Consider the following 26,740-nt stretch of genomic DNA (forward strand, 5'->3'; position numbering starts at 1 on the left):
GTCGATTGACCCCCATCGAGTTCGAGACCACCATGAAGCCCGCCACGGCCCTCGCGGCATGAAACCCGACTGTCACCTATCCGTGCAGCAGTCCCCCCCGCACATCCCCACCGACGTCTTCCAACGCGCACAAGCCACCGGGCAGCCGGTCGTGTTCGTCGTCAACGACACCCCGTCCGGCCTTCCGTGGCGGCGCATCGTCGTCCCGTTCGCCATCGTCGGCGCGGTCGTGGCCGGCGGTTGGGGGCTGGTCGCCGCCATCTGCTTCCTGCTCGATGCCGCGGCCCACACCTTCACTGTCATCGCCGACGCCGCCGGACCCCTCGGAATCGGCGGCATCACCCTGCGCCTCGCCCGCTCCAAGAACACCTAGCTACGCCAAGGGCGGCCCCCACCGTCTCGCCAAAGAAGCGGGGCCGCCCTTGTCCACCTGCCCACAACTGACCTGTGGAGGTCTCCCAGCATGACGCAACCGACCGACATTCGGGGAGAGCACCTGCATACCGCTCTCTCCCTGGCAGCCTCCGGCGTGCCCGTGCTGCCGTTACGAGCTGGGAAGGTGCCGTTCGGCAACTGCCGCCGCTGCACCGACAACGCGTGCGGCGGCCGACCGAACATGAAGACCCCCGGCCCCTGCACCTGCCCGGCGCCCTGCCACGGCTGGGCCGCCGCCACCACCGACCCCGGCGTCATTAACGCGCCGACGTGGGCGCGGGCGTGGCGCGACGCGGCAGCGGTGGCCTACCACCCCGGCGGCGCCGGCCTCACCGTCGTCGACCTCGACAACCCGGCCGCCATCGCCTGGGCCGGCCGCACCCTGCCATCCACGCAGACTGTGGCCACCACGCGCGGCGAACACTGGATCTACCGAGGCACCATGCGCTCCGTGAACGCCGTCCGTGACGGTGTCGACGTCAAGTCCACCATGGCCTACGCACGGTGGCTCGGTCCCGGCACCGGCACCATGACGGCGCTGCCGGCGATTGTGCGCGCGCTGGCCGTGAAGGAACCCTCCACGGCCCGGCCCGCACCGCAGACCATCACCGTGCCCACACGGGCCGGGAACGGGGAGTGCCGCCACCGCACGCCCGCCTACCTGCACCGTGGCATCTCCATGGCCGAGCAGCGCATCACCGAAGCCCGCGACGATGTCCACGCCACCGTCTACCGGACGTTCCTCGCCGTGCTGTCCACCCACGGCCGGTGCGACTGCCTCACCGACGCCCACATCACGCGACTCTTCACCGCCGCGCAGGCCAAGGGCGAATCACCCCGGCACTGCACCGACGCATGGACCAACGCCCTCACCAGGTTGGGACTGTGACCATGTCCGACGAAGACAAGACTCCGGCTCGCGAGGTCATCGCCGACTACGCGCAAGAGCACTTCCGGTACTTCCGCACCGCCGACGGGACGGTGTTCGCGCAGAAGAACGGCCACCCCGTGGCACGTCCGATCCGCTCACAGGGCACCTCGGGCAGCCACCGTCAGGAACTTATGGTCGGCCTCTTCCACGACGGGCACGGCGTGTTCAACGGGACGGCGCTCAAGGAGGCGTTGGACCTCATCGAAGCGCTGGCGATGAGCCAGGACGTGCAGCCCGTGCACATCCGCGTCGCGCCGGGATTCGACGGCGCGACGTGGCTTGACCTGGGCCGCAACGACGGACAGTCCATCCGCATCCACCCCACCGGTTGGGACATCGTCACCCCCGACCCGCGCGAGGTGTGCTGGCGACGGACCCAGCTCACCGGCGAACTCCCTCTGCCCGCCAAGGACACCGACGGCAAGGGCATCGACCTCCTACTCCGGCTGTGCAACTTCGCCAACGCGGAGACCGAATGCCTGGCCGTCGCCTGGCTCATCGGCTGCCTCGGGCCGTCCGTGCCCGTCCCCGCCCCCTTCCTCACAGGCCCCCAGGGTGCGGGCAAGTCCACCGGAGGACGGATGCTCGTCAGGATCATCGAAGGGATGAGCGGCGACCTGCGCCGCGCACCGAAGGACGAAGAGAACCTGATCGCGGCCGTGGCAGCCGGATGGGTCACCGCCCTGGACAACCTCTCCCACCTGGCTCCGGACCTGTCCGACCTCATGTGCTGCATCGTCACCGGCGCCGAGACCATCAAACGCGCCCTGTACACCGACGGCGACGTGGTCCGCGCCCGCTACCGCCGCCCCCTGCTCCTGACCGGCATCGACGTGGGCGTCATCCGACCCGACCTCGCCGAACGTCTCCTGCCGCTGCGCCTGGAACGACCCCGCACCCGGCGTACCGAGGCCGAACTGTGGGCGGAGTTCGAAGACCTTCTCCCTGTCGTCCTCGGGTCCCTCCTCGACCTCACGGTCCAGGTCCGCGCAGCCGAGGCCGACATCCCCACCGACCTGCGCATGGCCGACTTCGCCCACCTGTGCGCACAGCTCGATGCGGCGACCGGCCTCGGAGCGCTCAACGCCTACCGGACCAGCCTGGACGACCTCAACGACGACGTCATCGAAGGCGACCTCCTCGCGCAGACCGTGCTGCAGCACGCCGCCGGCCTCGAAGCGGGGGCAGAGACGCGGATGACCTCTGCTGAGTGGCTGCACTGCCTGACCCGCCTCTACACCGGCGACGACTGCCGCCCCCTGCCCAAGGGGTGGCCGACCACGGGCAAAGTCCTCTCCGACCGCCTCAAGCGCCTCCAGCCGACCCTGGCCGCCCGGGGCGTCCTCATCGACTGGGGCCGCACCAAAGCGGCCCGCTACATCGAGATGACCCGACTGCCGACCCCGCCGCCACACGAGCAGGAGCGGATGCTCTGACCGGCGACACCATGAACGCCCGCACAAGCAAGAGGAGCACCACGGGCAGCGTGCTCCTCTTGCTGTTCGGCGCAACGCGCCGCCCGGCGGACGTGCCGCGAAGCCGGCTCCTTCTTCCCGCTCTGAGGCGCAGCGCACCACAACAGACACCCCTTCTCTTGTCCGAAGAAAAGGGACGCTGCGTCACCCGCGTCACCCAAGGACGCAAACGCCCCGTGACCAGCCGCTACAGCGGTGACGCAGGAGAGCGGCGGCTGCGTCACCCCGCGTCACCCGCGTCACCGATGACAAAGACCACCCGCGCCGGTGACACACCTCCGAGACCTCTGCGTCACTCAAAACCGCAGGTCAGACGCGCAAATGACGCAGATGACGCGGTGACGCAGAATCCCGGGCCTCGGACAGGCGCGGGCCCCTGAGAAGGCGCGAAACCAACCCGATTCGCAGGCCCGCTACGCCCGCGCGTGGCGGCACCTATCCACAACAGAAACGGCATCCGCCACAGATTTAAGCCGCTGACCAGCAATGTTGCGGCGTGGCGGATGTTGCGGATCCCCCAGAAGGCCAAGACGAGGAGTCGCAACGATGGCTCGCCCCAAAAAACTCAAGCTCCGCGAGGTACTCGAAGAGATCGACATGAGCCGCGCCGCCTTCTACCGCATGCGCGCTCGCGGCCAGGCCCCACGTCTCCACAAGCTCCCCAACGGCGAACTGCGCGTGAGTCGCGCTGATCTTGACGCGTGGTGGGAGCGCTGCGAGCAGCACGCCGCGTAAATCCGATCGTTTCACCGGGGCCCGCGCTGAGCGCGGGCCCCTCCTCTGTCTGGAGAGAGATGCTCACGTACGACGTCGACATTTGGTCCATCCGCAAGCGCGCCGGCCGACCGAAGCCCTGGGAACTGCGTTGGCGAGTCGGTGAGCGTCCCCACTCCCGGAGCTTCAAGCTCAAGCCGCAAGCTGAGGGGCGCCGATCGGAGTTGATGGCCGCTCTGCGCGAGCACCAGCAATTTGACGAGGAAACGGGCCTGCCCGCAGGTGAATTGAGGGCTCGCACTTCCCCGTCCTGGTACGAGCACGTCACCGGCTACGTACTGATGAAGTGGCCGCGCGCCGCAGCTAAGCACCGGGCGAGCATCGCGGAATCGCTCGCTGTCGTGACCCCTGTGCTTGTCACGAGCAAGCGGGGAGCACCCCGTACCGCGGTATTGCGCACCGCCTTGTACCAGTGGGCATTCCGGGCTGTTCGTGGCCCCGAAGGGACCTGGGTGTCGCGTCATGTCGTCGAGGAGCCACCCGCCGACATCCGTACCGCCCTGGACTGGATTGCTGCCCACTCCATCAAGGTCAAGGACCTGGAGGACCCTACGCTTCTGCGTCCTGCCCTGGAGGCGCTGTCGCTCCGGCTGGACGGTGGTAAGGCCGCCGAGAACACCGCTCGGCGCAAGCGCATGGTGCTGAGTAACGTGCTGCGCTACACGGTTGAGGAGAAAGGACTCCTCGCAGCGAACCCTCTGCCCCGCGTGGACTGGACGCCACCCGAGGCCGACGCCGAGATTGATTTCCGGTACGTACCGGGCCCGGACGTGGCGCGCGCCTTACTCGGGGCCGTCCGCGACTCCGGACCCCGCGGCAAGCACCTGCATGCGTTCTTCGGGTGCCTCTACTACGCAGCCATGCGGCCCAGCGAAATCGTCGCGCTCAAGGATTCTGACTGCGCCCTCCCGCCCAACTCCCCTCAGTCCGTGAAGGAGTGGGGCGAACTACTTCTCGGAGAAAGCCGCCCGGAGGTCGGTGGCGGCTGGACGGACGAGGGCACGTCATACGAGAAGCGCGGCCTTAAGCGACGTAGAAGCGGCGCAACACGCACCGTTCCTATCCCGCCCGTTCTCGTGCATCTACTCCGAGAGCACATCGCCCGATACGGCACGACCGACGACGGTCGCCTCTTCCGGGCCGCACGTGGGGGACGCGTGGCGTCTACCGAATACTGCGATATGTGGGAACGAGCCCGGAAAACCGTACTCACTCCCAGCGAGGTGAAGTCCGACCTTGCGGCGGTGCCGTACTCCCTGCGGCACGCGGGAGTCTCGCTCTGGATCAAGTCGGGGGTAGACCCCGCAGAGGTCGCCGCACGCGCCGGCCACAGCATCGCCGTGCTGTACCGCTTCTACGCGAAGATCCTTAAGGGCGGCCAGCAGCACTCCAACAGCCTGATCGCCCACGCGCTCGACGAGGGGGAGTAGCCCTGATCCTGGCCCACAGATGGCCCATACGCACTGGTCAAAGCTGGGATACGGGCGAGAAAGGGTGAGACAGGCTGCATACAGAAGGGGTGCCGCTCCGGAGAGTGGCACCCCTTCTGACCTGCAACCTTCTGACCTGCTGCGGAGGGTGTGGGATTTGAACCCACGGTGACATCGCTGCCACGACGGTTTTCAAGACCGTTCCCTTAGGCCGCTCGGGCAACCCTCCCATGCCCCCGCCCACCTGCTGCGGAGGCGGCTACAGCCTACCGGGCGGGACCCGTCGTCGGGGCCGTTGGTCCGTCCCTGGTCCGTGAGCTCCAGAAACAGCCTCTGATCATGGACCGCAGCGCGGCTGTGGACGCCTCCCGCCAGTGCTGTGATCGGGAAGGTTTGCCACGCGGTGTAGGCGACCTCAACCGGTCAACGCATCACCCAGATGTGGATGGTGCGGGCCGGAGGCCGGTGTGGGGTTCTCGGACGAGCAGGTCACGGAGTTGTGGGAGCGGTGGCGGCGGGGTGAGCCGCTCAGCGTGATCGGACGCGCCCTGGGGACTCATCCAAGGAACGTGCGTGCGGTCCTGACGGTCACGTGCGGTCCTGACGGTCAGCGGAGGCATCCGGCCGACGGCGCGGCGTCGACGCGCACAGCACCTGTCGTCGGTCGAGCGAGAGGAGATCTCTCGCGGCATCGCGGCCGGATTGTCCGCGCGTACGATCACCGTCGACCACCGCCCGCAAGCCGTTCCTCACCGTGCATCAAGCGGGCAGCAGCCGACAGTCGGCGGCGCGGGATATGCGAATCCACGTAAGACCCGCCGCTGACCACCCTTGGGCCAGCCGGCGAGCCCGCCCGGACCGCACTCACGGCCCCGAGCCGCATGGCAGATACAAGGCCGCGTACTGGCCTGCACGCCCTCCACACGCCGCACCGTTCGGTGCCGGTCCCTCCCCACGTGGGGACCGGTACCGAACGGCGCGGGCGGCGTCGATCCGCGCCGTACCGGCGTGGATCGAGGAAAGGCGGGACCCGTGGTCGACGCGATAGCGCTCCGGAGGGGACCGGTTCCACGGATCTCTCAAGCTCACGCGACGAGACCGTCGCCACCGTCTCGTAACTCCAGCGGAAGATGACCGAGAACATGCGGCGTCATGAGTTGTCTCTCCGAGCGCTGAGCTGATGGCCGATCCGGGCGCCGCGCGGCTGGTTCGCTACTGCGTCATGATCCTGCCAGCTGTGGCTCCCGCCGAGGAGGTCCCGGCACCGGGCCAACGACTTAACCGCAGGTCAGCCATTAGAGTGGGTTTTCCGGTCCGGATGTCCAGGTGCGGGGGAAGTAAGGGGTGGAGACCTTGAGTTCCGACTCAGGGGCACGCACAGCCTTCGCGGAGCGTCTCGCGCTGCTGTACAAGGAAGCTGGTGACCCTCCCCTCAAGCGCGTGGCCGAGGCAGTGGTCCGGCTTCAGCGGGTCGACGAACGAGGGCGGCCCGTGCGGGTGTCCGCTCAGCGGATCAGCGACTGGCGACGGGCCAAGAACGTGCCCGCTCAGTTCGCCGCCCTCGCAACAGTGCTGCACATCCTGATCCCCGAAGCACGGCGCTCGCGGCCCGCGCCGGTGTCCACGGGCCTGTACGACCTGGCCCAGTGGCAACGCCTATGGGAGCGCGCGGTGGCCGACCCGGTCGGCGACCGCCCCGCGGCATCCACGGAAGAGGACGAACGCGCCCGGGTCGAAGCCCCGACCGTCCCCGGTGGTGTGTGCCCATACCGGGGGCTGGCTTCGTACCGTCAGCAAGACGCCCGGTGGTTCTTCGGCCGAGAGCGGAGCACGGATGCCCTCGTTGCTCAGCTCCGAGCAGCGGAGAGGACGGGTGGCCTGGTCATGCTCGTGGGCGCCTCAGGGGCCGGAAAATCCTCCCTGCTGAACGCCGGCTTGGTGCCCGCATTGCAGAACGGCGCACTGGGTGAGGAAAACAGTCGGGCGAGAGAGGTACTGCAACTCCTGCCGGGAGGCGATCCGCTCGCGGAGCTGACCCGTCGGATCCCCGAGCTCGCACACGTCGTCACTGCCGCGGAGGAACCGACGGCGAAGGAGCCCGGTACTCCGCGATTCGCGCACGCGGTGAGGGAGGCCGTCACGGCATGGGCGCAACGCGAGACATCCTCCGCCGACCGTCCGGTCGTCATCGTGGATCAGTTCGAGGAGGCGTTCACCCTCTGCTCCGACGAGGCGCACAGGCGCACTTTCATCCAACTCCTCCACGCTGCCTGCTCGCCCGCCGACCCCGGTGACCCGGCCCCCGTGCTCGTAGTCCTCGGCATACGCGCCGACTTCTACGAGCAATGCCTCGGGTATCCCGCACTGGCCGACGCGCTGCAACACCGGCACATGGTGCTCGGGACGCTGACCACCACGGAGTTGCGCGAAGCGGTGACCGGCCCGGCCAAGGCCGTGGGTCTGGAACTCGAAGCGGGGCTTGCGGAGCTGATCGTCCGGGAAGTGAGCGCTGACGGCCCCCGCGGGGCGCACGACGCGGGGGTGCTGCCGCTCGTCTCCCACGCCCTGCTCGCCACCTGGCAGCGACGGAAGGCGGGAAGGCTGACGCTGGCCGGCTACCGCGCGGCGGGCGGAATCCAGGGAGCGGTCGCGGCGACCGCCGAGCGGGCTTGGTCCGGCCTCGACCCGGCAGCACGCACGGCCGCGAGACTGCTCCTGCTCAGGCTGGTCCGGCTGGGCGAAGACACCCAGGCCACCCGTAGGCGGGGGACGCGGCGCCAACTGGCGGAGGAGACAACGGACCCCAACAAGACGGAGGAATCGCTCGAAACACTGGTTCGCGCCCGATTGGTGACACTCGACGCGGAGACCGTGGAGATCACCCACGAAGCGCTGCTCCACGCCTGGCCACGCCTACGCGACTGGATCGACGAGGACAGGAACGGCAACCTGCTGCGCCAGCGGCTGGAGGAGGACGGCAGGGCCTGGGAGGGCTCGAACCGCGATACGTCACTGCTCTACCGGGGCTCCCGTCTGGAACAGGCCCACCACTGGGCAAAATCTGCGGGTGAAACCTTTCTGACCCGGAGCGCGGTGGAATTCCTGGCTGCTTCGGTCAGGCTGCGCAAGCGCACAGTCTGGATCAGCCGCGGCGCGGTATCGGCTCTGGTCGTCCTGGCGATGCTGGCTGTCGGTTCGACGGTGGTCGCGTGGCAGCAGCGGGACGATGCCGTGTTCGAGCAGGTGCTCGCCGAAGCCGATCGCGTCCAGTACACGGATCCGCCGTTGTCCGCTCAACTCGACCTGGTGGCACATCGCTTGCGTCCGAACGACGAGGGCACGAACAACCGGCTGATCTCGATCGTGAACGCGCCGCTGGCCACGCCGCTTCTTGGCCACACCGGCGCCGTCTACCTCACATCATTCAGCCCGAATGGGCGGATTCTGGCCACCGCCAGCTACGACCGGACCGTTCGACTGTGGGACGTGTCAGACACGAGTCGCCCCAGACAGCTGGGCAAGCCCCTCACCGGCCACACGAGCTGGGTGAGCACCGCGGTCTTCAGCCCGGACGGCCACACCCTCGCAAGCACTGGAGACGACGGCACGATCCGGCTGTGGAACGTACGGGATCCCAGTCACCCGCAGCCCCTCGGCGCACCCTTGACCGGTGACAACGGCACGACCTACCTGCTCGCCTTCAGCCCGGACGGCCGCACTCTGGCCTCTGCGAACGAGGATCACGCCGTTCACCTGTGGGACGTAGCCGACCCGCGTCGGCCGAAGGCGCTCAGCGCCTTGACCGGCCACACCGCCGCTGTGCGCTCTGTGGCGTTCAGCCCCGACGGACGCACGCTCGCGGCCGGCGGCGACGACGACACGATCAGACTGTGGGACGTGGCAGACCCACGCCACACGGCACCGCTCGGCGCACCGCTCACCGGCCACACGGACCTGGTGCACTCCGTCGCCTTCAGCCCGGACGGACGCACTCTCGCCAGCGGAAGCGCGGACAACGCCACCCGCCTGTGGAACGTGACCGACCCACGTCACGCGGCACCGCTCGGCGCACCGCTCACCGGCCACACCGGTGCCATATGGTCGGTGGCCTTCAGCCCCGACGGAACCATGCTCGCCGCCGCCAGCGCGGACAGCACGGCCAGCCTGTGGAACGTCAGCGATCCGGCATACCCGTCCCAGGTCGGCGAGCCTCTCGCGGGCAGCAATGGCGAGATGTACGCCCTGGGCTTCCGCCCCGACGGCCGTACGCTCGCCACTGGGAGCGGCGACAACACGGTCCGGCTGTGGTCGATGCCGACGTCGGACATGATCGGCCGCATCGGAGCGTTCCGCCCGGACGGGCACGTACTCGCCACAGCAGCGCGCGACGATAAGGTCCGTCTGTGGAACGTGGAGAATCCCAACCGGCCCGTACCTCTGGGCAAGCCGTTCATACCGGGGGAGGGTGACGTACGTTCGCTCACGTTCTCCCCCGACGGCCGCACACTCGCGGTATTCACGGGAAACCGCGCAGTGCAACTGTGGAACGTCACTGATCCGAAGCGCCCCGTCTCCTCCGGAGCGCCCATCGCGCTGCAGACACGATTCGCAGGCGCCGGCGCACTCGTCTTCAGCCCGGACGGCCGCACACTGGCAACCGCCCACGACGACCGCACCATCCAGCTGTGGAACGTCAGCGACCCATCCCGCCCTCTCCCGCTCGGTGAGCCGCTCACCGGCCACAAGGGCTACGTCGACTCCCTCGTCTTCAGCCCGGACGGCCGTACCCTCGCCAGCGGCAGCGCGGACGACACCATCCGGCTCTGGAAGGTTGCCAGCGGGCGCCAAGCCGCCCAACTCGGCTCACCCCTCACGGGACATCTAGGACCCATCAACGCACTCGCCTTCAGTCCGGACGGCCATACATTGGCCAGTGGCAGCGACGACAACACAGTCCGCCTCTGGAACATCACCGACCCCCTCAAGCCGACCCAGCTGGGTTCCCGCCTCACGGGCCACACCGAAGCAATCGTGTCGCTGACGTTCAGCCAGGACGGTCGCACCCTGGCGAGCGGCGGCAACGACAACACGGTCCGGCTCTGGAACGTCACCCTCCCGTCCAGGGCCGCTCCCATCGGTCAATCGATGAGCCCCAACGCCAAGACAGGCAATTTCCTGTCGTTCAGCCCCAACAGCCGCATGCTCGGAGTGTCGAGCGGCACCGATACCGTCCGGCTGTGGAACCTGGACGTTGACGAGGCCATTCGTCGCATTTGCTCGACCACTCAGGGCGTTCTGACGCCGGGAAAATGGCGTGAGTTTCTGCCCCGCCTCTCGTACGCGCCTCCGTGCAGCCGGTAACGGCAGCCGGCCTCAACCAACGCCATGCTCGGGAGCGTCATTTCGTGATCCCGATCACAACTCCTCGTTACCGCACAGCAGTCGGCTCCCGCCGCACAAGCAGCCTTGTTACGCTTGGCTACAGCCCGGTCGCTGGTGCATCCCCCGTCGCCAGCGACCGGGCGCTTCCATGTCCTGCGGAGAACAGGAACAACGTGGATAGGTGATCTGACCGACCGAGCGGTCACCGCGCCGGCGCAGCTCAACGATCTCGGCGATCCGGGTCCGCTCGCGCCACTCCTCCAAGGCGCCCTCGATCTTGCCTGTGGCCTGCCAGTCGACCTCCAAAGCCGCCGCGTTCAGCTGGTGCGCTGCCTCCACGACGTCGTCGCCGGCTAGCAGCATGATCCGCTCGAACGCACGTCCCCCAGGATCTTGGGAGTGCGACCGACGGCCGTTCCGCGAGGGACTGCCGCGCCATCCCTCTTCAGCCACTGCACGCCGACCGCTGCACCAGGGCGGCCCATGCGCCGAGCCCTCGGGCGAGCGTGGCGGTGTCTCCTCGCTGCTGGGTGAGCGGGTCCACACGCGGGTAGATAGTTGACGGTCCGTCAGCTACATTCGGCTCTCGCCGTTCTACCTCGCGAAGGGTGAGCGCAGTGGAAACATGTCCCCACAGCCCCGAACCACCTGGTTCCCCGCGCTGGGTCGCGATGTTCTACCAGCCGGCAACGGCCTCCTGGAAGGTGGGCGCCGAGGCGCCCCACCGCTCCTCCGTGCTCTATGCGCTCGGACAGATGCAGCAGACCATCCGGGCGCGCGGAGAGGACCCGACGGTCGACCTGTGGGGCCCGGACCATGGTGTCTGGAAGCGGTTCGACACCCCTGCCGCTGCTGCTCCCGTGGCCGCGCCTCAGCCGCCGTCCGGCAAACAACGAGAAACGGGCAAGCTCGGGGAGCGCATGAGCGACCGGCGGCACCAGACCCTGATGGCGGGCCTGAGCAAGGCATGTCTCTACGACCTGGCACCCGAGGACTCAGCCGCCATTCAAGCCCTGGTTGACCAACTCGACGAGGACACGGTGCGCAGGGTCGCATACTGGCTCGCGGTGGCCAGCGGAGGGCAGTAGGCGTTCACGTGAGCGGGTCCTATCGTGAGCCCCATGGGCGCATCCGGGATGAGCGATCACACTTCAGAGGCATTGATCACCCTCTGCCGTTCGTACGTGCGTGATGCCCCCGGATCGCTCGGCAAGGCACCGTTGGCTACCCGATACCTGAATTCCCACCTGAGGGATCACCCTCGCCGACGCGTCGTCCGCGCTCGGTTCGGCGCCCGGTTCGCTGTCGACACGCAGGACCTCATTCAGCGGTACCTCTACCTGTTCGGGGTGTGGGAGCCGCACATGACGCACTGGCTCCGGCGCAGACTGCGGTCCGGGGATACGTTCGTCGACATCGGAGCGAACATCGGTTACTTCAGTGTGCTGGCCTCACGCCTTGTCGGGAGCGGGGGTCAGGTGGTGGCAATCGAGGCTTCGCCGACCTTCCACCGGCGGCTTCTGCAGCACGCACAGCTCAACGCTTGCGACAACGTCCGCGCGGTCAACACCGCGGTGTCCGACAGCCGGAAGATGCTGACCTTCGTCCTGGCGAGTTCGAAAAACATGGGCGCGAACAGCATCGTCCCGTACGAGGGGCAGGCGGAATCCACGTTCGAGATCGAGGCCCGTCCACTGACGGAAGTACTCAGTCCTGCGGAAATCACCAACGCCAGAGTCATCAAGATCGATGTGGAGGGCGCGGAGGGCGGTGTCGTCCAAGGGCTGACTCCCCTCCTCGATCAGCTCAGGCCGGATGCGGAGATCACTGTCGAGGTCACCCCCGCCCGCATGGCGCAGCTCGGTGACTCGGTTGATGAGCTCACGGAGACGATGCGAGTACACGGCTTCCACACCTACCGCCTTGCCAACCAATACTCTCCGGAGGGCTACGTCTCAGCACTCCGCCACTCCCCCATTCCGCCGATCCGCTGGCAGCAACCGATCATCGGCGAGAGCGATCTGATCTTCTCGCGGATCGATGCCGAGACTCTTCCATGACGAAGCCCGGCCCTCTCGAAGCAGAGAGCCGGGCCTCTGGCAGCGGTCGGGGGATCCTCCGCCGTCCATACGGGGCGTGCCCGTGTTTATCCGAACGACTCCGCCGGAAGGTGGGGACCGTCGTCGCCGTTCGGCTCCTCCAGGTAGGCCGCGTAGGCAACCGCATGCCTCGGCTCGCAGCCGCCCGTGTCGGTGGGGAGCCATACAGCATCACGGCGGGCACGCTCGTGGTGCTGCCCGAGGGCGGGCCTCATGCCGGGGAGGGTGTGGTCGACCGCGTGGCGGAGATCGGCATCACGGTCACCCACGCGGGGAGCAGCCGGAGCCGGGAGAGGCCTCCGCCGAGGAGGCGGCCCTGCTCGGCGTACAGCGAGGCACGTTCGTCACCCGCATCCGCCGCACGTGCTACAGCGACGACGGCCGACCAGTGGAGACGACGGACATCGTCGTGCCCGCCGCTCTCTGCGAGATCGTCTACGAAGTGCCGGTCAGCCGGTGACCGGGTAGCGCCACTGGAAGTACGCCAGTTCACGCGCCCTGGCCTCGACGACGGCCATACGCGCGTCGCGCTCGCCGGTATCGGTGTGGGCGGCCTGGCTGGTGGCTTGACCGGGCCACTTGCGGTAGAGGAGCCCGTATTCGCGCGTGAACCAGCCTCGGCTGACGGAGTTCAACGCGAGCAGAAGCCCCGTGTCCTCCGAGGCCGGCAGGGCCATCCAACCGCCGAGAGCGAGCAGCAGATCACGACGGACGAACAGCGTCGCCGGGTGAACCTGGGCGCGGAAGTCGTGCGCCTGCCAGTGCTCCAGCACGGCCCCGCGTTCGATGGGCCCTTCGGCCGGGTCCTTGTCGAATCCGGCTGTGGAGCCGTCGGGCAGCAGATCGAGGACGCGCGAAGTCGCCCAGCCGATGCTGCGGTCCCCTTCGAGGACGGCCAGATCGCGGGCCAGGACGCCGGGGGTCAGTTGGTCGTCGGCGTCCAGGACCTTGACGTACTCGCCGTCCGCGTGTGCGAGAGCGATCGTTCGGGCGACTCCCGGGCCCCCGCGCCGCCCCTGCCGAAAGGTCACCCGCGGATCATCCGGCACATGGGGAGCGACCTCGTCACCTGTTCCGTCTTCCTGAACGACCCAGTGCCAGTCCCAGCCCTCGGGGAGTTCCTGCTCGCAGAGCGACTTGTACGCGTCCGGCAGGAACGGGACGGAGGGTGCGTGAACAGCGGTGACGATGATGATGCGCCGACGCACGGCGGTCACCACCTTTCCAGAGGAGTGGTGAACAGCAGTTCCGTGCGGTCGCCGGGCAGTGTGATGTCGGAGATGTCCACAACCCGGTCATTGATGTCGTACGACGTCTTCCGGAGCACGACTACCGCCGTACCGGGCGGCAGGTCCAGTTCCTCCGCCTCCTCCGCCGTCGGCGGGCGGGCGGTGACGCGTTCTTCGATGTGGCCGATTTCGATGCCGACGGTGTAGAGCTGGTTCTGGGTGCCCCCCGGCCACGGTTCGTTCGCGTCGTCCAGGAGGTCGGGGTTGTCCGCGACCATGTCGCGGACGAGGTGGGAGGTCACGAGGTTGAACGGCGCACTCTCGGCCCTGTACCGCGTCCGATAGGTGCGCTCCACCATGGCCGTCCCCTCGCGGACGCTGAAGGCCTCCGCGAGGTCCTGGTCCGCCTTGATCTCCCGATACGCCGCGTAGAAGACGAGATCGTCCAGTTCCAAGCCCGTGTCGCGCTCGGTGGCCCCCGTCTGCTTCCGCTGGGGCAGCGGCTCACGGGCGCGGTCCTTCTCCCATTGATGCCGGCTGTTCGTGCGCAGCACCAAGGTGCGGGGACGGCGCACGAAGTTGCCGCGGCCGTGCTGTTTCTCGATCAGGCCTTCGGCTTGCAGGAGGCGCAGGGCCTCACGAATGGTCGGCACGCTCCTGCGGTAGCGCTCGGCGAGCTTCGTCTCTGCCGGTAGCCGGTCGCCCGGGCTCAGCTCTCCTGCACGGATGGACTGGCGGAGTTCGTCCGCGATCCGTTCGTACACCTTGGCCACTGGTGCTCACCCATCCCGTCGTGTTTTCACGCGAGACAGCATACGAGTCATCAAGAGGTCTTGACGAGTAGCCAGGGCGACGAGGCATAGCCCCCGCCCACCGGACGTCCGGTCCGTCGTTGGTCCGGGCACCCTGGCCACTGTCGGCACAGGGTGAGACACGGTGAGACAGGAAACAGTGAGGCGGGGTGCCGAAATCGGTCCGGCACCCCGCCTCACTTGCGCTGGGTGTGGGCTGGGGAGTCTCTACGGCTCGAAGCTTCGAGGGCCGTTCTGACCAACTTCGGTTTTCAAGACCGTTCCCTCAGGCCGCTCGGGCAACCCTCCCCGCGCCGTCCCACCAGGGGAGACGCAGGGGCCAGCCCAGCGGTTAGCTGTCTCCCTTGCGTGCGCCCAGGGTGACCTCCGCCGTCTGCTCCTTGCCGTCGCGCTCGTAGGTCAGCGTGACCTGGTCACCCGGCTTGTGCGTCCAGATCGTGCTGATCAGCGTCGGGCCGCTGTCGATGACCGTGGAGTCCAGCTTGGTGATGACATCGCCGGGCTGGAGACCCGCCTTGTCGGCCGGGCCGCCCGGAGTGACCGCCGACGAGCCGCCGCTGCCGCTCTTGGAGATCCGCGCGCCGTCGCCCTGCTCCCGCATGTCCACCTGCACGCCGATCACCGGGTAGACCGGCTGCCCGGTCTTGATCAGCGTCTCGGCGACGCGCTTCGCCTGGTTGATCGGGATCGCGAAGCCCAGGCCGATGCTGCCGGACTGCTGCGTCTCGCCGCCGAAGCCGCCGCCGCTGCCGGCCGACTGGATGGCCGAGTTGATGCCGATGACGGCGCCCTCCGCGTTGAGCAGCGGACCGCCGGAGTTACCCGGGTTGATCGAGGCGTCCGTCTGGAGCGCGCTCATGTACGAGGCGTTGCTGTTGCCGCCGTCGCTGGAGGCCACGGGGCGGTTCTTCGCGCTGATGATGCCCGTGGTGACCGTGCCGGCGAGGCCGAAGGGCGCGCCGATCGCGATCGTGGCGTCGCCCACCGCCACCTTCTTGTCCGAGTCACCGAGGGGCAGCGGGTTGAGCTTCGCGCCCGAGGCGCTCTTGAGCTTGACCACGGCCACGTCGTAGCCCTGCGCCCGGCCGAGGACCTCGGCTCCGTACTTCTTGCCGTCCGAGAAGGTCGCGGTCAGCTTGCCGCCGTCGGCGGCCGAGGCCACCACGTGATTGTTGGTGAGGATGTGGCCCTGCTTGTCGTAGACGAAGCCGGTGCCGGTGCCGGCCTCGCCCTGGCCTCCCTGCGCCTCGATGGTGACGACACTCGGGAGCGCGCGCTGCGCTATGCCGGATACGGAATTGGGCGAGCGGTTCAGCGCCTCGGGGTTGCCCGAGGTGGAGACCGTCGTCGAGCCGGTGCCCTCGTTCTGGTCGGCGACCAGGAAGCCGATGCCGCCGCCTACGCCACCCCCGACCAAAGCGGCCGCGAGCACGGCCGCGACGAGACCGCCGCCCCGCCTGGAGGGCTTGCGCCCGGGCGGCGGCGGTACGGGGCCGCTGCCCCAGCCTCCGCCGGGCGGCGGCGGGGGCGGCCATCCCGCGCCTCCGGACGGGTTCGCCGGGTCCGGAGAAGACGGAGGCTGCGCCGACGAATGGGCTGCCGAGGCGTGCTGACCAGCCCGTGGCGGCAGCTCGCCGGACGAGCCGGACGAGCCGGACCCTGCTGGTCCGCGCGCCTGAGCGCCTCCGGGCGCACCCCACGGGACACCCGCAGATGCGGCCGAGGGGTACTCGGCCGAACGGGTGAACGACTTCCCGTCGGCAGCGCCGACGGCGGGAAGCTGTGCGGTCCGGTCCTCAGCGGCCCCCGGGGGCGGCAGCGGGTAGTCCGAGTCCGCGTCGGCGGACACGCCCCGAGACGGGGGCGTGGGCCGTGCGGTGGGGACGGGCGGCAGGGGGCCCGTACCGCGCGCGGAGTCTGCGGTCGGTGCGCCGGACGGGGACGCGGGCTGGGTGCCCGGCCTCTCGGGCGCCGACGCCTGCTCCGCCTCAGGCGGAACGGCGGAGCCCTCGTTCTCGGTGCTCACAGCTTTCTCCTCAGGTGCACGACAGTCACAACAGTCTTTCTGGCACGGCCCACGTATGCCAATGTCTGCCGCCAGCATTGCCCACCTGGCGTCAGAGCACCGTAAGCAGTGACGGCGGTGTGGACCGCCATCCTTTATCCCGGACAGAACGGACGCATCCGCAGGCTCGCCGACCACAGCCGCAGAGCGACACCCCGGCCCGGGGTGGCACCATAACGCGGTGACCTATGCGCACCCGGCCCGCGACGTCCGTCCGGGGCCGAACGCGATCTCCGTCGTAGCCCACCGCGGGGCGTCCGAGGAGGCCCCGGAGCACACCCTGGCCGCGTACCGGAAAGCCATCGAGGCCGGTGCCGACGCACTCGAGTGCGATGTACGGCTCACCGCGGACGGGCATCTGGTGTGCGTGCACGACTGGCGGGTCAACCGGACCTCGAACGGCCGGGGCGCGGTGTCCGCCCTGGAGCTCTCGGACCTCGCGGCCCTGGACTTCGGATCATGGAAGGACCGGGACGAGTCTCCCGACTGGGACCAGTCCGGGGACGGGCCCTGGGACGAATCCACGGACCGGGAGCGCTCCGCCGTCCTCACCCTCGAACGACTCCTCGAACTCGTCTCCGACGCCGGCCGCCGCGTCGAGCTCGCCATCGAGACCAAGCACCCGACCCGCTGGGCCGGCCAGGTCGAGGAGAGGCTCATGGAGCTGCTGCGCCGTTTCGGCCTCGACAGCCCGCCCGCGGGTGAGCCCTCCGCCGTCCGGATCATGAGCTTCTCGGCGCGCTCGCTGCACCGCGTGCACTTCTGGGCACCGGACATCCCGACCGTCTATCTGATGCAGTTCCTCTCGCCCCGGTGCCGCGACGGGCGGCTGCCGGCCGGAACCCGGATCGCCGGGCCGGGCATCAGGATCCTGCGGAGCCACCCCGATTACGTCGACAAGGCGCACCGCGCCGGCCACCAAGTCCATGTCTGGACGGTCGATTCCCCCGCCGATGTGGCGCTCTGCGCCCGTCTCGGCGTGGACGCTGTGATCACCAATCGTCCCAAGCAGGTGCTTTCCCAACTCGGCCGCCCATAGCACCTGCAACCCCCCGACAAGGAGTGCACCGGCGCGTTCGGTATGTATTCGATCCTTACGAGTGCGCCAGGGCACAGCAGTTGGCCGGTTTCCGGTCCAGTCCATTGGGGCATCCATCCCGTGGCGTGGGGGCAAAGGAGGTCTCGGGGGTGGCGTTCGTGGTGGCACAGGAGGTGCCGACGTCGTCGATCATGGCCGTACCCCATGGTCCAGCGGGCGTGGGTGAGGCCAGGCGCAGGATGCGCAAGGGACTCCGGATGAGCGGAGTGCCGGATTCTGTGGTCGACGACGCGGTATTGATTCTGTCCGAACTGCTCAGCAATGCGTGTCGGCACGGTCGGCCACTGCGCGCCGGTGACAACGGGGACGAGGCCGACGAGGTGCGCGCCGCCTGGCGCGTGGACGAATACGGACGACTGACCGTGGAAGTGACAGACGGCGGCGGTCCGACCCGGCCACTTCCGGCCACTCCCTCGGTGACGGCCCGCGGCGGCCGGGGACTCAACATCATCAGAGCGCTCGCCCAGGACTGGGGCGTACGGGACGACGCCGTCGGCGAGGTCACTGTGTGGGCCATGATTCTGGCCGCCCCGCTCAGGGCCGACCTCTCTACACGCGTGGGTGTCGCGGCGCTGGACGTCGCCGAGCTTTTCGACGACCTCGCATAGGCGTCGCGCAGCCCTCGCCCGGATCCGGGGACGGAACGGGCCGTCCAAGGTCACGCGAAAGCCCCGCGAAGGGCTAGGCTCGGCGGCCCAGCACCCACCGCCGCAACCGGGAGAAATGCTCGCCATGGCCAAGAAGCGCCCGCAGACCAAGACCGGCAAGGTCACAGGCACTGATGTGAACTACCCGGCCGTCGGCGCACGCGAGCCCTGCCCCTGCGGTTCGGGCCGACGCTACAAGGCATGTCACGGCCGGGCCGCCGCGCACGCCGTGACCGCCCTCGTGCAGCGTCCCTTCGAGGGCCTGCCCGGCGAGTGCGACTGGGTCGCGCTGCGCGAACTCGTACCCGCCGCGACCGTGGAGCTCAACCTGCGGGGCGGACTGCCCGAAGGCGTACCGTCGGTCACTCTGGCGACCGTGCTCCCGATGGCCTGGCCCGCGCTGCGCCGCGACGACGGCGCCGTACTGCTGGGCCTGCAGAACGACACCGCGTCCGGTGACATCAGCCGTGACCTCGCCGACGTACTGAAGCGGGCCCTGGAAGCCACCCCCGGCAGCCCGGTGGCCGCCGCCGGTCACCCCACCGCGGGCGGCGTGAGCGTCTCCGCCGACGGCCCGCGTCTGCAGGACCTGCTCGACCCGGCGGGACCGTTCGTCCCGGTCGTGCACGACGGATTCGAGTTCTGGCTGGAGGACGCCGAGAACTCCACCCCCGAGGTCGCCGCGTCCCTGGAGCGGGCCAACGAGGCCGCGGTCCCCACCACCCGTCTCTCCGGCGTCGAGGCCGCGTACTGGTGCGAGACCCCGGACAAGAACCACCTGCGCTGGGTCATGCCGCACCCGGAGGAGAAGCTGCTCGACGCGCTCGCCCGGCTGCACGCCGCGGGTACGTCCTCGCTCGGCGAAGGAACCCGGCTCGTCGGCTCGTTCCGCGCCCATGGGCTCGTGGTGCCGGTGTGGGACCTGCCGAGCCCGGTGCGCGCAGGCGATGTGGAGAAGCCGGCCGAGGCCTTCGCGGAACGGCTCGCAGAGGCGCTCTCCTCGGACGCGCCGCTGACCTCCGACGAGCGCCGGGCACGCGGTGGCCTCACCAACCGCCAGGTGACCCTCAGCTGAGGCAGCCCCCTGCGGAGCCCCTGGGGCGTGACTCCTGTCACAACTGGCCCTACTCAACAGTAAATCGGCGTCCGGATATCCGCGATCGAATTTGCGAACGGCCAATCTCTTGTTACGGTTCTAAAAGCCCGGTCGCTGGTGCATCCCCCGTCGCCAGCGACCGGGCGTCTCCATGCCCGGACCTCTCGGCGCGACCGCGCCGCGGTTCAACCGGACGCGGACGACGGGGAGTTGCTCCCCGAGCGCAGCAACAGGCGCTCCGAGTCGGCCGATGCGATCTCTGCCACGGCACCGTGCGACCTGCTCTCTCCTGCGGAATCTTGCCCTGCGGCACCCCCCGGCGTACGAGGCGTCTCGCACGCCCCCGGGTCATCTCCCGCTTCCAGCGTGCAGTGCACCTGTACGGTCCGTCCGTCGGGCCTCATCTGGGTCAGTACGGCGCGCAGCGTGCTGCCGGTGAGGTTCCGGTAGTAGGTGCGCGCCCAGGTGTCGCGACCCTCGCTCAGCACGCAGGTCTGCGCCTCGACCCCTTCCGGGGAGGTGAGTTCAGGACCGCATTCGGCCATCCTGCGCTGTCTGTCGGAGAGGCCGGAGAGGCCGAGCTCGTGGACCAGACCGGAGTCGCTGGGCGCGACCGCCGGCTTGCCCGGCGCCGGCCTGTCGGCGGACGTGTCGGTGTCATCGGCAGAGCCGGCCCGGGAAACCGTCCCGGGGGCGGGTGCGGCGGACCGGGACGGAGCCGGGGACACCGCGGCGGCCCGGGCTTGCGGCCTGCCGCCGCTCTCACCGGGAACTGCCGGGCCCGCCGTCGCGGCTGCAAGCGGCAGCAGGACGGCGAGGACGACTGCGCTCGCGAGTGCGATGACGCGGAGGTTCGACCCGCGCGGATTGGACGCCCGCTCCATGAGGACCCACCTCGAACTCGCTGAGAACGCTTGACGGTAGGCAGAACATATCGGGCAGAGCGGGGTTCTCCGGACGGCCGCGCGGCCATTCCGGTGGTTCTCCGCCCGGCTGACACCCGTACGAGTGAGCGCGGGCGAGTAAGGCGACCGCATCCGGTCGGAGTCTGAAGCGGGATCAGTAGGCGAGCCGACTGCCCCCGCCGGGCGCGCCGGTGCTGGCCTCGACCAGTGCGTCCACGACGGCTTCCACGTCCGGCAGCCATGGCGCGGCAGACCCGGGCAGGGGCGCCCGCTCCCAGCGCACCTGTCCTGCGCCGGTCTCCGACGGCGGCAGCACGAGATAGCCCCCTTCACCGTGGAAGCGGAGCGAGCTGGGCACCCAGTCCTGGTTGTGCAGCAGTTCGCCCAGCACCTCGAGGGAGTACGGCGCCACCAGGATCGACCAGCGGCTGGGCGTCGCCACAACCGGGCCGAGCCGCACGCCCATCGCGTCGAGTTCGGCCAGTGCCCGCGCCGCCGCGACCGCCGGCAGGCTCACCGCGCAGGGCGCTTGGCCGCCGGTGGCCAGCACGATCGGAGCGCTGGGACGGTTCCCCCACCACCACCGCACCATGCGCTCGTCGGTGGTCGCCGCGAGCAGACCGGGATCGAAGGGGTGGGCACCGGGCACCACGCAGTCGGGGTGCGGGCAGCCACAGCTGCGCCCACCGCTGCCGGACCGGAGTCCCACACCGGGGAGCACGGGCCAATTCCACTCGGTGGCGCAAGTGAGCGCCCCGACGAGCATGGCCGACTTCCCGCTGCGCCTACGCCCGAGCAGGAGCCTGCGCCGCCTTCCGAGGATCTCGCGCATGAGCGCTCGTTCCTTTCCGTTAACGCCGAGGGCTGTATCCATCGCGTCTTCACACGCCGAACTGCTGTACCGCTGTACCGCCGTACCGGTGTACGTACCGCTACCGGATCTACCAGTGCTGCCGGATCTACCTGGTGTACCGATCGGACTGCATGGCAGTACGTGGCGCCGCACCAGTCCGTTCAGTCCGTTCACATCACGTGGATCATTCGTCACTGCGCGTTCAAAGCAGCGCATCACGTCGCGGGCCGAGCGTGGTACGTGGCGAGGGGTGGCGCTCGCATGGCGCTTGCCGTCCCAGTACTCCCCCCGCCGGACTTCCGGCACGGGGGACCCCACTCGCCACTCGGGGATGGGCTCGGCTGTCGCCGAGTAGGACGCTCGAGGCCGCCGCGGGGTTCCGGGGCGCCCCCAACAGCCCCTGCCCTTCTCCGAGTACGTACCCACCACGGTGGATATGACGCGTTGTCGAGTGCCCTCAGTCGACCGCAAATTGACGACTGAGGGACGTTTTTCAAGCCAACTTCCAACTACCATAGACACCAACAACCCCGTCTTCACAATGCTGGACACACCCCACGGCTACGTGTACATGTGGAGGCATTGATAGCGGCGCAGCTGGACATGGGGGTTTGCGATGCTATTGCGAGGAATGCGCTGTTTGATCAGTCGCGCAACCACACTCGACAAAAACCTTCGATTTACGACATTTAGTGCATCCACCGTGAGGGATGCAGGCTTGTGGCCGGATATGCCGCCGACCATGAGCGAAAGCCGCCGACCATGAGCGCCCCGCACCTGCCGAAAGTGGCCGGAATCGATCCAGCCGTTCCTGCACCGGCGCACACTGTCGCCCCCCATCTCCCCTCCGCCACCCCCCAGCCGGAGTCCGGGAGCCCCGCCGCCGCTGCTCAGGACCTCAGCCCCGTAGATCAACTCGCCGCTGTCCAGGACCGGCTCGCCGGCTGGATCTCCGACCTCACCACCCTGCACGAGCTCACCGAGCAGATGGCCCGGACTGCGTCCCTCGACGACGCGCTCCACGAACTGCTGCGCGCCGGAGCCGCTCTCGTCGGCGCCCAGCGCGGCATGATCGTCCTCGAACCCGCGGACGGCCGTGGCCCCGACACCACCGTCGGACTCGGCCTCGGCCGGGCCGACCTCGGCACGATCGAGACCATCCCGCGCAGCTCCGCCTCCTACGGCCGGATCCTCGACGGCCTCCCCGAGGAGGAGGGCGACAGCACCGCCCGGCTCGAGATCGCCCACCCGGACCTGCGGAACGAGCCGGCTCTCGACCCCCGTCACCGCGAGGTCGCCGCCCGTCTCGGCTACGCCGCCAGCTACGCGGTGCCGCTCGCGACCGACGAGGCGGGCCGGCTGGGCGCGGCGGTATGGCTCTACGACGAGCCGACCGAACCCGTCGACCGGCAGCGCCACCTGGTCGGCCTCTACACCCGCTTCGCCACCGAGCACCTCGCCCGCCACCTCGAGCTGTCCCGCGCCCGCACGGTCGCCGACACCCTCCGCGAGGAGCTGCTTCCCAGCCGGCTGCCGCGGATGGCCGGCGTCCGCCTCGCCGTACGGCACCGCACCGGCCCGCAGGGCGGCGGCGACTGGTACGACGCCCTGCCGCTGCCCGAGGGTGCGCTCGGCCTCGCCGTCGGCGGTGTCACCGGTTCCGGTCCGAGCGCCGTCGCCGCCATGGGACGGCTGCGCGCGTCCCTGCGCGCGTACGCGGTGATGGAGGGCGAGGATCCGGTCGCCGTGCTCTCCGACCTCGAACTGCTGCTGCGGCTGACCGAGCCCGCCCGTTCCGCGACCGCGCTCTTCGCGTACTGCGAGCCCGCGCTCAGAAGGCTGGTGCTGTCCGGCGCCGGGCACTGCCCGCCGCTGATCATCGGCGAGCAGCGGACCGAGTTCGTGGAGACCTCGCTGTCCGCGCCACTCGGGATGCTCTCCTGCTGGGAGGCGCCCAGCGTCGAGTTCGAGACCGTGTCCGGCGAGACCCTGCTGCTCTACAGCGACGGGTTGCTGCACCGCACGGGCGAGCCGATGGACCAGGCCTTCGCACTGCTGCACGCGGCAGCGGCGAGCGTGCCCAAATCCGTACGGGACGACCCGGACGCGATCGCCGACCACATGCTGAGCACGGTCCTGCCGGACGGCCGGGACACGGCGGACAGCCCGGAGGACGTCGTCCTGCTCGTCGTCCGGTTCGATTGAGGAATTTGCCCGCTTTTTCTGTATTTCAACGCCTTTGCCGTACCCCTCCCCGGGCGTCTTCCGTCCACCCATACGATGGATGGGGTCCCATTCGAGGAGGAAGTCGTGACCGAGCAGCCCGCGCCCGCGAACCCGGAAGGCGACGAGCCCATCAAGCAGCGGAAGAACGGCCTGTACCCAGGCCTCTCCGACGAGCTTGCCGAGAACATGAAGACCGGCTGGGCCGACACCGAGCTGCATGACCTGCAGCCCGTGGAACAGGCCCCGAACACCGCCCGCCGACGCGCCGCGCTCTCCGCCCGCTTCCCCGGCGAGCGTCTGGTGATTCCCGCCGGCAACCTCAAGACCCGGTCGAACGACACCGAGTACAGCTTCCGCGCCTCCACCGAGTACGTGCACCTGACCGGCGACCGGACCCAGGACGGCATCCTCGTACTGGAGCCCACCGCGGCCGGCCACGAGGCGACTCTCTATCTGCTGCCCCGCTCCGACCGCGAGAACGGCGAGTTCTGGCTCGACGGACAGGGCGAGCTGTGGGTCGGCCGCAGGCACAGCCTCGCCGAGGGCGAGCAGCTGCTGGGCCTGCCGTGCAAGGACGTCCGCACGGCCGCCTGCGAGCTGGAGGCCCTGGGCGGCCCGGTCCGTATCGTCCGCGGCCATGACGCCGGGCTGGAAGAGGCCCTGGCGTCCTCCCGCGGGACGAGCGGGACGGATGCGGATGGCGACGCGGCGGGCGACGCCGAGCGCGACGAGGAGCTGCGGGTCTTCCTCAGCGAGCTGCGCCTGGTCAAGGACGAGTTCGAGATCGGCCAGCTCCAAGCGGCCGTCGACTCGACCGTCCGCGGCTTCGAGGACGTCGTGAAGATCCTCGACAAGGCAGAGGCCACCTCGGAGCGCTATATTGAGGGAACGTTCTTCCTGCGCGCCCGCGTCGAGGGCAACGACATCGGCTACGGCTCCATCTGCGCCGCGGGCCCGCACGCCACCACCCTGCACTGGGTACGTAACGACGGTCCGGTCCGGTCCGGCGAGCTGCTGCTCCTCGACGCCGGGGTGGAGACCCACACTCTCTACACCGCCGACGTCACCCGGACCCTGCCCGTCAACGGCCGGTTCACCGAGCTCCAGCGCAAGATCTACGACGCGGTGTACGAGGCGCAGGAGGCGGGCATCGCGGCGGTCAAGCCGGGGGCGAAGTACCGCGACTTCCACGACGCCGCGCAGCGCGTGCTCGCCGGGAAGCTCGTCGAGTGGGGTCTGGTCGAGGGCCCGGTCGAGCGGGTACTGGAGCTCGGCCTGCAGCGTCGCTGGACGCTGCACGGCACCGGCCACATGCTCGGCCTGGATGTGCACGACTGCGCGGTGGCCCGTACGGAGACGTATGTGGAGGGCACGCTGGAGCCGGGCATGTGTCTGACCGTCGAGCCCGGCCTGTACTTCCAGGCGGACGACCTGACCGTGCCGGAGGAGTTCCGCGGCATCGGTGTCCGGATCGAGGACGACATCCTGGTCACCGAGGGAGGGAACCGGAACCTCTCGGCGGCGCTGCCGCGCGCCGCCGATGATGTCGAGTCCTGGATGGCGCGCCTCAAGAGCTGACGCGAGGGATTGCCGTACGGGAGCGGCGGGGCCTGCGCGGGCCCCGCCGCTTCCGCTTGCCGTACGCGCCGCGGTGGGCGGGGCCAGTTGTCATACACGTCGCGGTGGTGGGGCCGGGCCGCCGGGTCCGGCGTCAGGACGCCTTGAGCAGTGCGTCCTCACGCCACTTGAGGATCTTGTCGAAGCTCACGACCGCGCCCCGCCCCGGTCTGTTCCGGATGTCGACGTGGTCCGCGAGCGCCTCGATGAGAAAGAGGCCGCGCCCGTGTTCCGGCTGGGATTCCGCCGGTGCGAGGGCCGCGGGCTGCAGCGGCAGGGAGTTGCGGCGTACCACGCGTCCCACCGGAAAGCCGGGTCCCGAATCCGTGACCTCGATACGGCACTTGTCGCCGTCCAGGTAGGCGGTCACCCGATAGGCCTCGGACAGGCAGCCCGGCGCCGCGTCGCCACCGTGCTCGACCGCGTTCGCGCACGCCTCGGTGAGTGCGATCGACAGGTCGTAGGAGATGTCCGGGTCGACGCCCGCTGTCTCCATGGCGCCCAGCAGGAGCCGACGGGCGAGCGGAACGCTCGCAGCCTCGCGCCGCAAGTGGAGTGACCACCAGATGCTCATGCTCCAGCCTCCTGGCTGCGGCTCGACATACCGATACGTATTGCCGCGCGTACCCATCCGTAAGCGTGCGATTGCCGTGACTACGCTCATACGGCGGATGCGCGGTCGGTGGCCGCGGTGTAATGCGGGGTAACGCGGGCACGCGATGCGCTCTCGTATGCCCGCCCCTGCCGTAGGGAGACGGTGTGCCCGGTGGGATGATGGCGCGGCCATGTCTGCCCCCGTCGCGCGCGCCGGCGCCGATCTGCGACTGCTGAGGGCCGCGGTGTTCGCCGCGGTCTGCGTCGCGCTGTCCGCGGCCGGGCACATGCTCGCGTCCTGCGAGGGGGCTCCGCTCTGGACGCTGGGCTGCGGATTCGTCGCGGTTTTCGCCGTGTCCGCGCCGCTCGCCGGGCGGGAGTGCCGCCTCCCCGGGATCGCTGCCGGTCTGGCGGTGGGACAGCTTGCGCTGCACGCTCTCTTCGAGCTCGGGCAGCACGCCGCGACCGGCCCGGCTTCCCGCGGCCGGCCCTCGGACGGGACGTTGATCGCCTTGGCCGCCCGGCTGGTCTGCGCCGGCGACGGTGGCCCCGTACGGCTGTCCGCCGCCGAGGCCCGGCGGATCGTGGGCGCCTCCGGCATCGCCCCCCGCGGGCATCTGGCGCACGCGGGGGGCGCCCATGCGGCAGATGCCCATGCGGCAGGTGCCCATGCCGCGGGTTCCGGTGGACTGGACACGGGAGCAGTGCCGGCCTTCCCCTCTCTCGCCGACGCCCTTCTCCCCTCCCTGCCGATGCTGCTCGGCCATCTGCTGGCCGCGCTCGTACTCGGGCTGCTGCTGCGGCGCGGCGAGGCCGCGCTTTTCCGGCTCGTACGCCTGTCGGCGCGCGGCGTCGCGGAGGGGGCGCTCGTACGCTCCCTGCGCGCCGCCCTCGCGCTCGTACGTGCCCTGCGCGGCGGGCTGCCCGGGGCACCGCCGGCTCCGCTCCTTCGCGGGCGGTGCGGTCACGGGCGGGGCATGCCCCTGCCCAGCTCGCTGGTCCTGGAGCACTCCGTCAGCCGTCGGGGCCCGCCGCGCTTCGACCTCGCGGCCTAGGCGCAGCCGCCCGGCA

General features: G+C 69.5%; 21 protein-coding genes, 2 tRNA genes and 2 pseudogenes. 15 read left to right on the forward strand and 10 right to left on the reverse strand.

Annotation, left to right across the window (positions count from 1 at the left end; translation table 11 throughout):
* Window positions 1–82 precede the first annotated feature (82 nt).
* The 5 genes from ABZW18_RS27070 to ABZW18_RS27090 all read left to right on the forward strand — a co-directional run bounded on the left by ABZW18_RS27070 (window position 83) and on the right by ABZW18_RS27090 (window position 5,045).
* A complete protein-coding gene (locus tag ABZW18_RS27070) occupies window positions 83–373 on the forward strand; it encodes a hypothetical protein (protein ID WP_356192115.1) in 291 nt (96 codons plus the stop codon).
* Between the two features lie 90 nt (window positions 374–463).
* Window positions 464–1,324 carry a bifunctional DNA primase/polymerase gene (locus tag ABZW18_RS27075; RefSeq protein WP_356192117.1) on the forward strand — a complete coding sequence of 287 codons (861 nt, stop codon included), beginning with the start codon at window positions 464–466 and terminating at the stop codon, window positions 1,322–1,324.
* Window positions 1,325–1,326: 2 nt separating this feature from the next.
* Window positions 1,327–2,802: an ATP-binding protein gene (locus ABZW18_RS27080; RefSeq protein WP_356192120.1), complete on the forward strand. Its 1,476-nt coding sequence runs from the start codon at window positions 1,327–1,329 to the stop codon at window positions 2,800–2,802.
* Between the two features lie 585 nt (window positions 2,803–3,387).
* Complete coding sequence (locus tag ABZW18_RS27085) at window positions 3,388–3,576, forward strand: helix-turn-helix domain-containing protein (protein ID WP_356192123.1); 189 nt, start codon at window positions 3,388–3,390, stop codon at window positions 3,574–3,576.
* A 59-nt stretch (window positions 3,577–3,635) separates the two neighbouring features.
* Complete coding sequence (locus ABZW18_RS27090) at window positions 3,636–5,045, forward strand: tyrosine-type recombinase/integrase (protein WP_356192125.1); 1,410 nt, start codon at window positions 3,636–3,638, stop codon at window positions 5,043–5,045.
* A 142-nt stretch (window positions 5,046–5,187) separates the two neighbouring features.
* On the opposite strand, the gene ABZW18_RS27095 is transcribed toward ABZW18_RS27090, so the two are convergent.
* A tRNA-Ser gene (locus tag ABZW18_RS27095) sits at window positions 5,188–5,274 on the reverse strand.
* Between the two features lie 1,115 nt (window positions 5,275–6,389).
* Here ABZW18_RS27095 and ABZW18_RS27100 point away from each other — a divergent pair.
* Entirely contained in the window at window positions 6,390–10,406 is a 4,017-nt protein-coding gene (locus tag ABZW18_RS27100; protein WP_356192128.1) for an AAA family ATPase, read from the forward strand.
* A gap of 108 nt (window positions 10,407–10,514) precedes the next feature.
* On the opposite strand, the gene ABZW18_RS27105 is transcribed toward ABZW18_RS27100, so the two are convergent.
* The gene (locus ABZW18_RS27105) at window positions 10,515–10,790 is read right to left on the reverse strand and encodes a hypothetical protein (RefSeq protein WP_356192130.1); all 276 of its coding nucleotides are present in this window, start codon (window positions 10,788–10,790) and stop codon (window positions 10,515–10,517) included.
* A gap of 254 nt (window positions 10,791–11,044) precedes the next feature.
* Between ABZW18_RS27105 and ABZW18_RS27110 the strand changes: the two genes are divergently transcribed.
* The gene (locus ABZW18_RS27110; protein ID WP_356192132.1) at window positions 11,045–11,515 is read left to right on the forward strand and encodes a hypothetical protein; all 471 of its coding nucleotides are present in this window, start codon (window positions 11,045–11,047) and stop codon (window positions 11,513–11,515) included.
* A 48-nt stretch (window positions 11,516–11,563) separates the two neighbouring features.
* Entirely contained in the window at window positions 11,564–12,487 is a 924-nt protein-coding gene (locus ABZW18_RS27115; protein WP_356192183.1) for an FkbM family methyltransferase, read from the forward strand.
* An 86-nt stretch (window positions 12,488–12,573) separates the two neighbouring features.
* Here the strand turns inward: ABZW18_RS27115 and ABZW18_RS27120 are convergent, their stop codons facing one another.
* Window positions 12,574–12,795: a hypothetical protein gene (locus ABZW18_RS27120; protein ID WP_356192186.1), complete on the reverse strand. Its 222-nt coding sequence runs from the start codon at window positions 12,793–12,795 to the stop codon at window positions 12,574–12,576.
* On the opposite strand from ABZW18_RS27120, the pseudogene ABZW18_RS27125 reads away from it, so the two are divergent.
* Window positions 12,685–12,986, forward strand: a pseudogene (locus ABZW18_RS27125) (UTRA domain-containing protein); the annotation flags it as partial. The gene ABZW18_RS27120 and the pseudogene ABZW18_RS27125 overlap by 111 nt on opposite strands.
* On the opposite strand, the gene ABZW18_RS27130 reads toward ABZW18_RS27125, so the two are convergent.
* From ABZW18_RS27130 to ABZW18_RS27145, 4 genes are all read right to left on the reverse strand, one after another.
* Window positions 12,976–13,734 (reverse strand): glycosyltransferase, encoded by a 759-nt coding sequence (locus ABZW18_RS27130; RefSeq protein ID WP_356192135.1) that lies wholly within the window; start codon window positions 13,732–13,734, stop codon window positions 12,976–12,978. The pseudogene ABZW18_RS27125 and the gene ABZW18_RS27130 sit on opposite strands and share 11 nt — an antisense overlap.
* A gap of 5 nt (window positions 13,735–13,739) precedes the next feature.
* Window positions 13,740–14,528 (reverse strand): GntR family transcriptional regulator, encoded by a 789-nt coding sequence (locus tag ABZW18_RS27135; RefSeq protein WP_356192137.1) that lies wholly within the window; start codon window positions 14,526–14,528, stop codon window positions 13,740–13,742.
* 236 nt (window positions 14,529–14,764) lie between these two features.
* Window positions 14,765–14,857 (reverse strand) — tRNA-Ser (locus ABZW18_RS27140).
* A gap of 41 nt (window positions 14,858–14,898) precedes the next feature.
* A complete protein-coding gene (locus tag ABZW18_RS27145) occupies window positions 14,899–16,593 on the reverse strand; it encodes a trypsin-like peptidase domain-containing protein (protein ID WP_356192140.1) in 1,695 nt (564 codons plus the stop codon).
* A gap of 220 nt (window positions 16,594–16,813) precedes the next feature.
* Between ABZW18_RS27145 and ABZW18_RS27150 the strand changes: the two genes are divergently transcribed.
* The 3 genes and pseudogenes from ABZW18_RS27150 to ABZW18_RS27160 all read left to right on the forward strand — a co-directional run bounded on the left by ABZW18_RS27150 (window position 16,814) and on the right by ABZW18_RS27160 (window position 19,453).
* The gene (locus tag ABZW18_RS27150; protein WP_356192142.1) at window positions 16,814–17,671 is read left to right on the forward strand and encodes a glycerophosphodiester phosphodiesterase; all 858 of its coding nucleotides are present in this window, start codon (window positions 16,814–16,816) and stop codon (window positions 17,669–17,671) included.
* A 61-nt stretch (window positions 17,672–17,732) separates the two neighbouring features.
* Window positions 17,733–18,339, forward strand: a pseudogene (locus ABZW18_RS27155) (ATP-binding protein).
* A 124-nt stretch (window positions 18,340–18,463) separates the two neighbouring features.
* Window positions 18,464–19,453 carry a DUF5926 family protein gene (locus ABZW18_RS27160; RefSeq protein ID WP_356192145.1) on the forward strand — a complete coding sequence of 330 codons (990 nt, stop codon included), beginning with the start codon at window positions 18,464–18,466 and terminating at the stop codon, window positions 19,451–19,453.
* 206 nt (window positions 19,454–19,659) lie between these two features.
* Here ABZW18_RS27160 and ABZW18_RS27165 read toward each other — a convergent pair whose 3' ends face one another.
* Together ABZW18_RS27165 and ABZW18_RS27170 are read right to left on the reverse strand one after the other, a co-directional pair.
* A complete protein-coding gene (locus ABZW18_RS27165; RefSeq protein ID WP_356192147.1) occupies window positions 19,660–20,358 on the reverse strand; it encodes a hypothetical protein in 699 nt (232 codons plus the stop codon).
* Window positions 20,359–20,533: 175 nt separating this feature from the next.
* Window positions 20,534–21,211, reverse strand: coding sequence for a bifunctional DNA primase/polymerase (locus ABZW18_RS27170; protein ID WP_356192149.1), 678 nt, complete (start codon window positions 21,209–21,211; stop codon window positions 20,534–20,536).
* 783 nt (window positions 21,212–21,994) lie between these two features.
* Between ABZW18_RS27170 and ABZW18_RS27175 the strand changes: the two genes are divergently transcribed.
* Both ABZW18_RS27175 and ABZW18_RS27180 read left to right on the forward strand, forming a co-directional pair.
* Window positions 21,995–23,437 carry a PP2C family protein-serine/threonine phosphatase gene (locus ABZW18_RS27175; protein ID WP_356192151.1) on the forward strand — a complete coding sequence of 481 codons (1,443 nt, stop codon included), beginning with the start codon at window positions 21,995–21,997 and terminating at the stop codon, window positions 23,435–23,437.
* A 75-nt stretch (window positions 23,438–23,512) separates the two neighbouring features.
* Window positions 23,513–25,036: an aminopeptidase P family protein gene (locus ABZW18_RS27180; RefSeq protein WP_356192153.1), complete on the forward strand. Its 1,524-nt coding sequence runs from the start codon at window positions 23,513–23,515 to the stop codon at window positions 25,034–25,036.
* Between the two features lie 133 nt (window positions 25,037–25,169).
* Here the strand turns inward: ABZW18_RS27180 and ABZW18_RS27185 are convergent, their stop codons facing one another.
* Entirely contained in the window at window positions 25,170–25,649 is a 480-nt protein-coding gene (locus ABZW18_RS27185) for an ATP-binding protein (RefSeq protein WP_356192155.1), read from the reverse strand.
* Between the two features lie 211 nt (window positions 25,650–25,860).
* Between ABZW18_RS27185 and ABZW18_RS27190 the strand changes: the two genes are divergently transcribed.
* The gene (locus tag ABZW18_RS27190; protein WP_356192158.1) at window positions 25,861–26,724 is read left to right on the forward strand and encodes a hypothetical protein; all 864 of its coding nucleotides are present in this window, start codon (window positions 25,861–25,863) and stop codon (window positions 26,722–26,724) included.
* Window positions 26,725–26,740: the final 16 nt, after the last annotated feature.

It is taken from the genome of Streptomyces sp. NPDC004647, from assembly GCF_040609575.1.
In the GTDB taxonomy this organism is placed as follows: domain Bacteria; phylum Actinomycetota; class Actinomycetes; order Streptomycetales; family Streptomycetaceae; genus Streptomyces.